12 protein-coding genes are annotated in these 12233 nt (G+C 70.4%); 3 read left to right on the forward strand and 9 right to left on the reverse strand.

Translation table 11 applies throughout. From position 1 onward, the window contains the following. Window positions 1–6 precede the first annotated feature (6 nt). Window positions 7–1293 (reverse strand): activator-dependent family glycosyltransferase, encoded by a 1287-nt coding sequence (locus tag ACIBK5_RS31025; RefSeq protein ID WP_399024645.1) that lies wholly within the window; start codon window positions 1291–1293, stop codon window positions 7–9. After that, window positions 1290–2420: a hypothetical protein gene (locus ACIBK5_RS31030; protein ID WP_399024647.1), complete on the reverse strand. Its 1131-nt coding sequence runs from the start codon at window positions 2418–2420 to the stop codon at window positions 1290–1292. The genes ACIBK5_RS31025 and ACIBK5_RS31030 overlap by 4 nt, the downstream gene beginning before the upstream one ends. Window positions 2421–2591: 171 nt before the next feature. Between ACIBK5_RS31030 and ACIBK5_RS31035 the strand changes: the two genes are divergently transcribed. Beyond that, entirely contained in the window at window positions 2592–3632 is a 1041-nt protein-coding gene (locus ACIBK5_RS31035; protein WP_399024649.1) for a Gfo/Idh/MocA family protein, read from the forward strand. 111 nt (window positions 3633–3743) lie between these two features. On the opposite strand, the gene rdmE is transcribed toward ACIBK5_RS31035, so the two are convergent. The 5 genes from rdmE to ACIBK5_RS31060 form a co-directional block, all read right to left on the reverse strand. Further along, window positions 3744–5345 (reverse strand): aklavinone 12-hydroxylase RdmE, encoded by a 1602-nt coding sequence (rdmE, locus tag ACIBK5_RS31040; protein ID WP_399024652.1) that lies wholly within the window; start codon window positions 5343–5345, stop codon window positions 3744–3746. A 62-nt stretch (window positions 5346–5407) separates the two neighbouring features. Next, entirely contained in the window at window positions 5408–6121 is a 714-nt protein-coding gene (locus tag ACIBK5_RS31045; RefSeq protein WP_399024908.1) for a class I SAM-dependent methyltransferase, read from the reverse strand. Between the two features lie 32 nt (window positions 6122–6153). Next, window positions 6154–7050, reverse strand: a complete 897-nt coding sequence (locus tag ACIBK5_RS31050; RefSeq protein WP_399024653.1) for an alpha/beta fold hydrolase — start codon at window positions 7048–7050, stop codon at window positions 6154–6156. 4 nt (window positions 7051–7054) lie between these two features. Then, window positions 7055–8146, reverse strand: a complete 1092-nt coding sequence (locus ACIBK5_RS31055) for a methyltransferase (RefSeq protein ID WP_399024654.1) — start codon at window positions 8144–8146, stop codon at window positions 7055–7057. A 46-nt stretch (window positions 8147–8192) separates the two neighbouring features. Next, on the reverse strand, window positions 8193–8630 hold the full coding sequence (locus ACIBK5_RS31060) for an ester cyclase (protein WP_193483074.1): 438 nt from the start codon (window positions 8628–8630) through the stop codon (window positions 8193–8195). Between the two features lie 187 nt (window positions 8631–8817). Between ACIBK5_RS31060 and ACIBK5_RS31065 the strand changes: the two genes are divergently transcribed. Next, window positions 8818–9675, forward strand: coding sequence for a class I SAM-dependent methyltransferase (locus ACIBK5_RS31065; protein ID WP_399024657.1), 858 nt, complete (start codon window positions 8818–8820; stop codon window positions 9673–9675). An 87-nt stretch (window positions 9676–9762) separates the two neighbouring features. On the opposite strand, the gene ACIBK5_RS31070 is transcribed toward ACIBK5_RS31065, so the two are convergent. Together ACIBK5_RS31070 and ACIBK5_RS31075 are read right to left on the reverse strand one after the other, a co-directional pair. After that, window positions 9763–10533, reverse strand: coding sequence for a BTAD domain-containing putative transcriptional regulator (locus ACIBK5_RS31070; protein WP_399024659.1), 771 nt, complete (start codon window positions 10531–10533; stop codon window positions 9763–9765). A gap of 270 nt (window positions 10534–10803) precedes the next feature. After that, window positions 10804–11058, reverse strand: coding sequence for an acyl carrier protein (locus tag ACIBK5_RS31075; RefSeq protein ID WP_031103832.1), 255 nt, complete (start codon window positions 11056–11058; stop codon window positions 10804–10806). A 251-nt stretch (window positions 11059–11309) separates the two neighbouring features. Here ACIBK5_RS31075 and rfbA point away from each other — a divergent pair, with 251 nt between their 5' ends. Then, complete coding sequence (rfbA, locus tag ACIBK5_RS31080; protein WP_399024661.1) at window positions 11310–12185, forward strand: glucose-1-phosphate thymidylyltransferase RfbA; 876 nt, start codon at window positions 11310–11312, stop codon at window positions 12183–12185. Window positions 12186–12233: the final 48 nt, after the last annotated feature.

Genomic DNA, 12233 nt, shown 5'->3' on the forward strand with positions numbered 1-12233 from the left:
GATCCCTCACCCTCGGTCGTGGACTGAGCCGTTCGTGCCGTGCTCGGCGACCAGCCGTTCCAGCACCGGAACGACCTCGTTGGGGCTGGGCACGGCGAGCAGTTCCTCCTGGAGCCGACGGGCGCCCCGCGCGAACGAGGGCTCGCCGACCAGCCGCTGGACCTGCTTGCGCAGGACGTCCGGAAGCAGGTCGGCGCTCGGCACACACAGACCGGCGCCGATGTCCTCAAGACCGCGCCCCATCACCTCGGTGTCCCAGCCGAAGGCCAGGATCAGCTGGGGCACGGCGTGCAGTTCGGCCGTCGCCTTGGTGCCGACACCGCCGTGGTGCACGATCGCGTCGCACGTGGGCAGCAGGTCGTTGAGCGGGACGAAGTCGACCAGGCGTACGTTGTCCGGCAGGTCCCCCGCGGCCTCCCGGGTCGCCTCGTCCACGGTCGCGACGATCTCCGCGTCCAGCTCCGCGAGATGGGCCAGCAGCTCGGCCATGTCGACGCCGACGTCGGAGGCCGAGGAGCCGAGCGTCACACAGACGCGGCTGCGCCCGGGATCGGCCCGCAGCCAGTCCGGCACCACCGCGGGCCCGTTGTACGGCACGTGGCGCACCTGCACGGTCGGCAGCTGGAGGTCGAGCTGCGTGCTGGGCGGCGTGGTGTTGACCGTCCACTGCCCGGTGACCATGTCCTCGTCGAACCCGGCGTCCGAACCCAGCCGCCGCAGCGTGCGCTCCAGCCACTCGGCGGTCGGGTCCTCACGGTGCTCCGGCTCCTGCTCGGCGGCCAGCCGCAGGAACTCCTTGCGGGCCCGCACGCTGATGTCCGGGCCCGAGACCAGCCGGCAGTGCGCCGCGCCCGTCACCCGGGCCGCGATGGCCCCGGCCAGGGTGAAGGTCTCCCAGACGACGAGGTCGGGCTGCCAGGAGCGGGCGAAGTCCACGAGGGCGTCGACCATGGTGTCGTTGTTGAGCGCGCCGTAGAGCGTGGGCACCATGATGTTCTCCAGCGCCAGCAACTGCTCGTAGTCCCAGGGGTGTTCGCCCCGGGCGGCGTAGTCGAAGCCCTGCACATGGGCCGAGGCCTCGTCGTGGAGCTTGCCGAGCAGCCCGAGGTCCTCCAGGGCGCCGAGCGACCACTCCACTGGGACGGCGGTCAGCCCCGTGCCCGTGATGACGTCCGTCAGCTCGGGCTGGCTGGCGATCCGCACCTCGTGGCCGGCGGTGCGCAGCGCCCACGCGAGCGGTACTAGCGGGTAGTAGTGGGTGTGGTGGGCCAGTGAGGTGAACAGAACCCTCATCGCGTCTCCTCCTCGCCGATTCGGGCCGGCAGCCTGACCAGGCGCCGGGTCAGGGGCGCCCGGCGCACGCGCACCGGCTCGCCGTCCGGCCGCGGCAGCGGGTCCCGCGCGGCCAGCGCCACCAGCGCGTGCCCGGCCAGCGCCCGCGCGGCCGGGAGCAGCGTGGCGCAGGCGGCCACGGGAAGGGGGGCCGGAGCGCCGGCGGCAGTAGTGCTCACGGCGGTGACGGTGTCGCCCGCTTCGATGCGGGTGCCGGCCACCTCCGCCGGGGAGAGGGCCACCAAGGGGCACGCCCGCCACGGCGGCCGGTGGTGCAGGACCTCCTCCACCAGCCGGGCCGCGTGCGCGGGGTCCGAGCGCAGCGGCTCCCACTCCCCCGGCCGGCCGAGGACCCTGCGCAGCGCGTCGCCGAGCAGGTCCGCCGCGGCGCGGGCACCGGCCACCGCGAGCACCAGGTCCGCTTCCGCTTGGGCGCGCCCGGCGAAGAGTTCCCGCAGTCCGCGTACGCCCGCCGCCAGGCGCCGCGTCGTGTCCAGCGTCTGCGGGCAGAGCAGCGCGTCCACGGCCGGGGCCGCCGCGGCGAGGTCGGCGGCGAACGCCGCGCGCCGCTCCTCGGGGACGTCCAGGAGCGCGGCGAACCCGGCCGCGGTCAGCGGCTCGGCGAAGTCCGCCACCAGGTCGACCGGGCCCGGGCCGAGCCGGGCCACGGCCTGTCCGGCCAGCTCCCGCAGCGCTCCGGCCCGCTTCCCCACAGCCCTCGTCCCGCCCCGCCGCGCCAGGTCCCGGGCGAGTTCCGTCGTGCGCTGTCGCTCCGGTTCGGGCAGCCAGGCCTCCGCCTGCGGCACCGCGGCGGACACCGCCGGTTCCGCGCCGGCGGACAGCTCCCGCAGCGCCGCGGGGCCGGTGACGACCCAGGTGTCGAGCCGGCTGCGCCACACCGGCCCCCGCTCCGCGATGGAGGTGAGAGTCCCACCCACGCCGTCCTCGCCACTCTCGAATCCCCGTACCAGCCGGGCGTACGGGTCACCCGCCCCCGGTACGAACGGCTCCGCGTTGATCGCGTAGAGCCACTGTGCCGCGTGGACGAGTTGCAGTTCGCGCCCCAGGGCATTCGTCGCCGCCGTCACCCCGCCACCTCCGTCATCCGATTACCTCGGCAAGGTACGGGGCCGAATTAGAAGAACACTCGAACTGCTCGAACTGCCGTTTTCCGTATCCACCGTTCCTCAAGCAGTGCTTGATCTCCCGGCCGTACGGTGGGGAACCCACTGGACTCCCGCAAGGTGATGAGGATCCCTATGCCAGAGCACCGTCAGCAACGGGCGCTCCGCATGGGCGTGATCGGCACGGCGAACATCGCGATACGCCGGATCATGCCCGTGCTCGCCGCGCACGACCACGTCGAGCTCGTCGCGGTGGCCAGCCGGGACAAGGACCGGGCCGAGCGAGTGGGGGCCGCTTTCGGCTGCGGTGGCGTGGGGGATTACGCGGCACTCGTCGAGCGGGACGACCTCGACGCCGTCTATATTCCGCTGCCGCCCGGCATGCATCACGAGTGGGCGCTGCGGGCTTTGCGTTCGGGAAAGCACGTACTGGTCGAGAAACCGATGTCGGACACATACGAGAAAACTCTCGAGCTGATGTCGACCGCTTCGGAACTCGGACTCGTGCTCGCCGAGAACTTCATGTTCCTGCACCATTCCCAGCACGCGGCGGTACGCGCGATGCTCGACGAGTCCGTGGGGGACTTGCGGCTGTTCTCGGGGTCGTTCGCGGTGCCGCCGCTGGCGCCGGACTCGTTCCGGTACCAGCCGGCCCTGGGCGGGGGCGCGTTGCTCGACGTCGGGGTCTATCCCCTGCGGGCCGCCCAGCTGTACCTCACCGGGGAACTCGACGTCCTCGGGGCGTGTCTGCGCGTCGACGAGGCGACCGGGGCCGATGTGGCGGGCAGTGTGCTGCTGAGCGACGACCGGGGCGTGACGGCCCAGCTGGACTTCGGCTTCGAGCACTCCTACCGCTCGACCTACGCGCTGTGGGGCAACCGGGGCCGGGTGAGCGTCCGGCGCGCCTTCACGCCCCCCGAGCAGCTCAAGCCCGTGGTCAGGATCGAGCAGCAGGACGTGACGACGGAGCGCTCGCTGCCCGAGGACAACCAGGTCTTCAACGCGATGGACGCCTTCGTCCGCGCGGCCCTCACGGGCACCGGCCCCTTGGCCGACACGTCGGCGATCCAACGCCAGGCCCTCCTCCTCGACCGAGTCCGCCGAGCGGCGAAGCTCATCGGCGACCCCAAGTCCCGCCCGCACGATGCCCTTGCCCAGGAAGCGGGCTTGAGCTGACGCCCCGCTTTTAGGGGCGCGGGGAACTGCGCGAACAACCCCCACCCGCCCGCAGCCGCCAACAACACCGCGCCCCGCCAGAACCTCCGGCGGGGCGCGAACCAGTTCCTTCTAGCGGGCAAGAACCCGACGCAGAACCCCCTCGAGCGTCTGCCCCGCATCCACCGCCGCCTCATCCGTACGCCAAGCCACGATCCCGTCCGGCCGAACCAGACTCGCCCCGGCCTTGCCGATGCCATACCGCTCGGACACCAGGTTCTCGGCATCGGTCAGCCCCGCCCCGACCCGGTACGCCCTCACCGGCACCCCCAGCTCCACCGAGGCCGCCTCCGCCGCCGCGACCCAGCCCGACCCCAGCTCACCGGCGAGCAGGGTCCAGCCGTCGCCGAACAGATCAACCGTCGAGAGCCGCTCCCCGTGCCGGGACACCACGACGTGCGGCCCACGGAAGCCGGGCCGGCCGCTCGGCGTCAGCGGGTTCTCCACCCGCGCCGGGTCGTCGTCCGTGGCCAGCACCGCCGAGGACCGGTAGCGGAACCCGAGCAGCGTCTCGGGGTACCCCACCGACTTGTCCCACACATCCGCCATGTGCGGTGCCATCCGCTGCGCGTAGATCGCCAGCGCCTCGGCCACGACCAGCTCCGCGGCGACCTTGCGCTCGTCCTCGTACGTACCGAGGAGTCCCGTCCCGGCCTGCCCCTGCAGCACCGCCGCCAGCTTCCAGGCCAGGTCGAACCCGTCCGCGACGGCCGCGTTGCCGCTCATGCCCCCGGTCGGCGGGGTGACCTTCGCAGCATCACCGACCAGGAACACCCGCCCCTCACGCCAGCGTTCGGCGATCCGGGCCGCCATCTCCCAGCCCTGGATGTCGACGAGCTCGGGCTTCACCTCGGGGGCGTCCAGGGCAAGGCCGATGAGCTCGACGCAGCGCTCCGGTGTGAAGTCCTCGGGGCGCTCGCCCTTGTCGGGGTCGTACTCGACGAACAGGGTGTGCCGGTCGGGCCGGTCCGTGGGACCGAACGTGCCCTTGAACTCCGGGTGGTGGAGGTAGTACCAGCCGGTCGTGCCCGGCTCCATGATCCCGGAGAGGTCCGCGTCGAAGATGACCCCGACCATGTGGGTCAGCGTGCCGTGCCCGTACCGCCCGATGCCCAGCGACTCCCGCACCACGCTGCGGTTGCCGTCGGCGCCCACGAGGTACCCGGCGCGCAGGTCGTACTCGCCGTCCGGCCCCACCAGCCGAGCCGTCACACCGGCGCCGTCGGCGGCCTGGCTGAACGACAGCAGCCGGGTGTCGAAGCGGATGGATCCGCCGTGCTTCCTCGCCTGCGCGAGCAGGATCGGCTCCAGCTTGTCCTGGGACAGCATCGCCCAGCCGGCCGGTGTGCACGGCTCGGTGGCGGCCACCATGTCGTCGAAGCTCTCCGAGACGGTCCGCAGGATCTCGCCGCGCACGCTCTGGGCGAGCCGGATGACGAAGTCGCCCTGGGTGCCGCGGATGTCGTCGGCCCGGACCACCTCGTCCGCGACGCCCCCGATGCGCAGCAGCTCCATGGTCCGCGGGTTCTGCCCGGCGGCCCGCGGATAGGGCGAGAGGCCCGCCCTGCGCTCCACGACGAGCACACGGACGCCCTGCCGGGCGAGGAACATCGCCGTCGACAGGCCACCGAGGCCCGCACCCACCACCAGAACATCGACCTCGTGGTCGTTCATGCCATACCTCTCTCGTCGTTTCTTGCGGTTCCCGTCGCTCGGTTCACGCCCGGACGCTCTGTTCACGCCCGGACGCCGACGAACAGGCCGCGGCCCGACGGCGCCTCGGGCAGGTACTCGACCGTGAAGCCGGCCTCCCGGAAGGCCTGTTCGTACTCGGCGCGGCTGAACAGGGAGATGATGTGGGTGTCGACGAAGTGCTGGGCGCCGGCGCCGGGTTCGGCGACCACGAAGTGCACGTCCATGTGCGAGGTGCGGCCCCGGCGGGCGGAGTGCGAGACCCGGGAGACGGTGACACCGTCGACGGTCACGATGTCGGCGGAGACATGGCCGTCGGCGAACGTCTCGTAGAACCACCACGGGTCGACCACGGCCACCCCGCCCGGCTCCAGATGCCGGGCGAACGCGCCCAGCGCCCGGCCGAGTTCGCCCACCGACGTCATGTAGCCGACGGATCCGAACATGCAGGTCACGACGTCAAAGGTGGTACCGAGGCGGAAGTCGCGCATATCGCCCGCGTGCACGCTCACCCCCGGCAGCGCGGCCCGGGCCTCCTCGGCCATCGGCGCGGACAGCTCCAGCCCTTCGACGTGGTCGAAGAGGTCGGCGAAGTGCCGCAGATGCCCTCCGGTGCCGCACGCGACGTCCAGCAGCCGTCCGGCGCCCGGCCTGCTCCGCCGGGCCGCGGCGGCGACCGCCTCGGTCTCGGCGCGGTAGTTTTTGCCCCGCTCCCGGTGCACCAGGTCGTAGACCCGGGCCAGGTCCGCCCCGTACATCGTCTCTCCCGCGCGCTGCTCGTCCGCCACGGTCAGACCGCCGAGCGGGTGTGGGCGAGGATGACCTCGGCGAGCGGCCCGTGCACCGAGGACGGCAGGGCGTGCCCCATGCCCGGGATCTCCGCGAGGCGGGCGGTGGGGATGAGCCCGGCGAGGTGCTTCCCGTGCGGCGCGGGGGCGATCGGGTCGTGCTCGGCCTGGATGACCAGGGTCGGCACGGTGACGTCCCGCAGCTCGGCGGCCCGGGCCGGCGGCGGCAGGGTCAGCGAGTAGTGCGCGTACGGCTCGGCGAGCGCGCCCCCCGCATGGTCGATCGACCGTTCCTCCCACCGCGCGTACTCGGCGTCGTCGAACGGCACGCCCGTGCCGGAGAGGATGCGCCACTTGCTCACGCGCTTGGCCACCTCGGCGGCCCGTCCCTCGGCCGGCTGGTTCATCAGGGCGAGCGCGTCCAGGAACGGCTGCTGGGGCCCGGGCAGGCCGTCCAGCGTGGGTTCGCCGCGCATCACGCGCTCGATGTTGGCGTCGAAGTCGATGTCGAGCCCGCCGCCGAGCATCATGGTCAGGCTGCGAAGCCGGTCGTGGTGGTCGAGCGCGATGACCTGGGTGATGGTCGCCCCCATCGACAGGCCGACGACATGGGCCCGGTCGACGCCCCAGCCGTCGAGGACGGCGACCGCGTCGGCGGCCAGCTCGCCGAAGCCGTAGGGGTGCTCGGCGAAGTCGCGGGTGGTGGAGCGGCCGGTGTCGCGGTGGTCGTAGCGGATGACGTGGAGGCCGCCGTCGGCGAGCCGCCGGGCGAACTCGTCGGGCCAGCCGAGGGCGGAGAGGTTGCCGCCCATGACGAGCAGCAGCGCCGGGTCCGCCGGGTCACCGAAGTCGTCGCTCCACAGCTCGACGTCCCCGCTCGGCACGATGCGTTCGGACATGTGTCTACTCCTGTGCTGAGGGGTTGGCGGCAGCGGTGAACTCGAGGATCGAGAAGTCGAACGGGAGGGTCGTGGAGCCGCTCGTGCGCTCCGAGGCCAGGGCGAGACCGGCCGACGCGGCCAGGGCCACGACCTCGTCCCGGGTGCGCACCCGTCCCCCCATGAACGTCAGCATCCGCAGGTCGAGCAGCGTGCTGAAGAACCGGTCGGCGCCGTCGCCCTCGACATCGGCACGGTCGAGGACCAGGAGCTTCCCGCCCGGTTCCAGCGCCCTGACACACCCGCGCAGGATCGTCAGGGCGTCCTCGTCGGACCAGTTGAGCAGGACGAACGACAGCAAGACGACGTCGGCGGTGACGGGCAGCGGCTTGAAGAAGTCGCCCTCCGCCACCGTGACCCGGTCGGCCAGGGAGGCGTCCGCGAACCTGCGCCGGGCGCGCTCGGCGGGACCCGCCAGTTCGACGAGGGTGCCCCGCAGCTGCGGGGCCCGCAGGGCGATCGCCGCGAGCATGCCGCCGTTGCCGCCGCCCACGTCGAGGACGTGCCGGACCGCCGACCAGTCGTACGCCTCGGCCGGGGCCTCGTAGGCGAGGTCCTCGTCGCAGGACATCAGGGCGTCGAAGGAGTCGGCCAGCGCCACGTCGGCCGAGAGGTCCTCCCAGAAGGGCCGCCCGTACCGCCCGGCGTAGGCGGGGCGGCCGGTGCGGACCACGTCGAGGAGCCCGGTGAAGGCCAGGTCGGCGTGGGAGACGGCCCCGTTCAGGTCCAGCCAGGCCCGCTGCTGGGCCGGGTGGCCGTCGGCGAGGAGCATCCCGAGCCGGGTCGGGCGCAGTGGCTGGTCCGGCTTCTCTCCGCCCTCCAGGACGCCGACGACGGTCAGGTGCCTGACCAGGCGGGAGAGCGCCTGGGCGTGGGTGCCCGTGCGGTCGGCGAGGCCGGCGAGGGTGTCGGCTCCGGCCAGGAGGTGATCGACCAGGCGGAGCGTCGCGGCGACCCTCAGGGCCATCGGGGTCACCAGGTTGCCGAGGTTCTTCAGGAGTACGTCGAGGTCCTGGTCGGTCGGTTCCAGGGGTTCCCCGGGTGCGGAAGAGCTCACCGTGTTCCTTCCCTTGGGCGTCGGTGTGCCGGAACGGAGGCGCTGCTCAGGGGCGCCAGCCCTCCTCGGTGGGCCAGGGCTCGCCGAGCTGGCGGTAGGTGCCGAGATAGTCGGGCCAGTCGCGGTGGTCGCGGATCTTCCCGTCGACGATCCGGATGAGGTGGATCTGTTCGCCGGAGAACTTGCGCCCGGTGGCGGGCATTCCTACGAGTTCGCCCACCTGACGTCCGTACAGGGCGAGTTTCGCCCGCACCCAGCTGCCCTTCTCCTCGTAGCCGATCTCCTCCAGATGCGCGTCCTCGGAGAAAGTGAGCTTCAGCCACTTCACCGCGAGTGCGAACGCCTCGGGGCCGCGCAGTTCCGGCATGTGTTCCAGGGCACCGGGATTGAGGTACTCCTCGTGGATGAACTCGGCGACGTCATCCGTCTTTCCGGTGTTGTAGCTGTTCACCATACGGCGAACAATGTCGATGCGATCGCTCACGGTCGGCACTCCTTGTCGGTCGTCGATGAGTTCATCCTGACTTCCGCGCCTCTTCGCAACAATCCTTTTCCGCACCGGCTCGACCCGTTGACAAGCCGGTTTCGAGCGGCCACCGAGCGCCTTCCGACCCACATTTCAGAGGGACGGGTCAGGGTGGTGAGGTCGCCTTTCGTCACCCGGAGGACCCATGGACAAGACGAAGTACAAATCGACGGTCACCGAGGCGTTCAACAATGCCGCGGCGACTTATGACCAGTTGGGCGTCGAGTTCTTCACCCCGATGGGCCGGCGACTGGTGGAAAGGGCCGATCCGAAGCCCGGGCAGCGTGTTCTCGATGTGGGATGCGGGCGGGGCGCTTCCCTGTTCGTGGCGGCGGAGAAGGTGGGCCCGTCCGGCCATGTGCTCGGTATCGACATCGCACCGGCCATGGTCGAGGAGGCCCGCCGGCAGGCCGGCACGCTCGGCGCCCGGCATGTGGAGGTCCGGGTCATGGACGGCGAGCACCCGGACTTTCCGCCCGCCTCCTTCGACGTGGTGACCGGCAGCTACAGCCTGATCTTCCTGCCCGACGCGCCGGCCGCGCTGCCCCGGTACGCGGCCCTGCTGCGGCCGGGTGGCCGGATCGCCTTCACCAGCCCGGTCTTCACGGAGGACACGTTCCCCTTCCTGCCGCCCGTGTTCACGGAACTGATCCCCGAGCGCCTGCTGCGCAATCTGCCGGCCGACTGGCGGCCGGACGCGCTGAAGCGGCGGTTCAACAGTTGGCTTCAGGACACCGGGGACCTGACCCGGACGATGACCGGCGCCGGTTTCGAGGACGTGGAGATCGCCGACGAGCACATCGATCTGCGCGCGCCGGACGGCGAAACGTGGGTCGACTGGTCCCACACCCAGGGAATGCGCTTGCTCTGGCAGCACCTCCCGGAGTACGAGAACCGGCAGCTGCGCCACCGTCTGACCACCGAACTGGACCGGCTGCGCGGCGAGGGCCCGCTCCATCTGCCCACCCCGGTCCGGTTCGTCAGCGCGTCGATCGCGAGCTGAAAGCGGACCGGACCGGACACGGCCTGAAGCGCCCGCCACGGAGCACGTGGAGCCCGGTCCGGCCCTCGGACAGGGCTCCACGTGGTGTCAGTAGACGCGCACCGCGCCGGAGGACGACATCCGCACGATGTCCCCGGTGGGCCTGCGGAGGTTGCCCTGCGCGTCGATCGACTCCGCGTTGAGGATGGAACGGTGCAGTTCCTGGGCCATCGGACCGGGTTCGAGGCCGAGATGGTTGACCAGGTTGACCCGCAGGCGCTGGAAGAGCTCCAGGGCCTGCGCCCGCCGGCCGTTGAGGTAGAGGGCCCGCATGTACTGGGCGTGCAGGCCCTCGTGGTACGGGTTGTCGGCCGTCAGGGCCGCGAGCTCGGTGAGCACCTCGCGGTACATGCCGAGCCGCAGCTGGGTGTCGACGAGATACTCCAGGACGACCAGCCGGGACTCCTCGAACTGCTGGCGCCGCCCTTCGAGGATCCGGCCGGCGACGACGTCCACGAGCGCGGGTCCGCGCCACAGCTGCAGCGCGCTGGAGAGGGTGGACAGCGCGATGCTGTCGTCCCCCGACGACAGCGCCCTGCGTCCGTCCGACACGAGCTGGTGGAACCGGTGGACGTCCAGATCCCCCTGGGTGGTGCGGAAGAGGTAGCCACCGGACCGGGTCACGAGGATCTCGGAGGCGACCTGACGGGCGGTCATTCCCGTCGCGGACGCCAGCAACTTGCGCAGGTTGAGGATGTAGGTCTGCAGCGTGGTCAGGCAGCTGACCGGAGGATCCTCGTCCCAGAGTTCGCGTATCAGTGACGACACGGGTACCACCTGGTCGGCGTGCACCAGCAATGTGGCCAGAACGCTTCTCATCTTTGGTGCGCTCGGAGTGTGCAGATCGCCTTCGACCTGCACGGAAAGTGGGCCTAAAACACCCAGCTTCACGACGTTCCCCCATAGATCGCAGAAAGCTACTGGTCTACCGAGCAGCAACGCCTCAGGCGCTTCACAAGTTCCCCACAGGGGGAACAGAGTGTCGCCAGAAAGGAAAGCGCTGTCAGCGCCGGAATTTTCGTTGCGCGGGCAACAAACCGGTTGTGCAATCAACGAACGACCCGGGCGCGACGGGCGCCGCCGAACGAATCAAGCCACCTTCAGCAGCGTATTCACGACGGCCAGAAACCCGGCGGGGGTCGTCACCTCGGAAAGATCCTCTTCGGGGATCTCCACGTCGTACTCGCGCGAGACCCGGGCCGCGGTCTCCAGGAGGGCCAGTGAGTCGTACCCGAGGTCTGTGAATTCCATGTCAACTGCGTTTTCCGCGCTGGTTACGGACTCCTCTTCCCCCGCGCACTCACGCAGGATGGCAAAGAGTTTCTCGCTCGTCAGTGCCGCCACGACAGTTCTTCCTCCCCTTGCGGTCGATACCTCTCGGTTCTTCGACGCCGGCCGCGATCAACAACGGCCATGAAGTTCACCCTATGCAAGTTTGGAAGGAACAGACTCGAGAACCGATCGAGCGAACTTGAACAGAAGGCGACCATGGCGCCCTCACCTCGTATCGCGGTCGATATCGGCTGGGCGATTGTTGTCGGTCGCGAGACTTCCGGCCTACTGTCGCAGAGAATGCCCAGACTAAGGAGGAGCCAGTGAAAGGAATTGTGCTGGCAGGCGGCTACGGCAGCCGTTTACACCCGATCACCCTGGCTGTTTCGAAGCAGTTGCTTCCCGTCAACGACAAACCGTTGATCTACTACCCTCTGTCGGCGCTGATGCTGGCCGACGTCCGGGACATCCTCATCATCGCCCTGCCCGGCGACATCCCTCAGCTGCGCCAACTGCTGGGCGACGGCAGCCACCTGGGGATCTCCCTCACCTACGCTGAACAGCCCGTTCCCAACGGACTCGCGCAGGCGTTCATCACCGGGGCCGACCACATCGGCGACGACTCGGTCGCCCTCGTCCTCGGTGACAACATCTTCCACGGAAACGGTTTCTACGATCTCCTGGAAGTGCACTCCCGGGACCTCGACGGCTGTGTCCTCTTCGGATATCCGGTCACCGATCCCGAGCGCTATGGCGTGGGCGAGGTCGACGAATCAGGCCGACTCGTCTCCCTGGAGGAGAAGCCCGAAAAGCCCCGATCGAATCTCGCCATCACCGGGCTCTATCTCTACGACAACGACGTCGTGGAGATCGCTCGCGGAATACGCCCGTCGGCACGCGGCGAACTGGAAATCACCGACGTCAACCGGATCTATCTGGAACAGGGCCGGGCGAAACTCGTCACGTTCGGCCGCGGATTCGCCTGGCTCGACGCCGGCACTCCCCAGTCCCTGCTCCAGGCAGGCCAGTACGTCCAGACCCTGGAGGACCGGCAGGGTGTACGGATCGCCTGCCTGGAGGAAGTCGCCCTGCGCATGGGCTTCATCGACGCCGACGCCTGCCACCGGCTCGGGGCGAAACTGTCCCGGTCGGGGTACGGCGAGTACGTGATGGCGGTGGCGAGCGAACTGAGCGTCTGACCGCGCCGGGGCGACAGCCCCTGGACGCGGCCGGGGCCGGGGGCGATG

Source organism: Streptomyces sp. NPDC050546, assembly GCF_044457425.1.
In the GTDB taxonomy this organism is placed as follows: domain Bacteria; phylum Actinomycetota; class Actinomycetes; order Streptomycetales; family Streptomycetaceae; genus Streptomyces.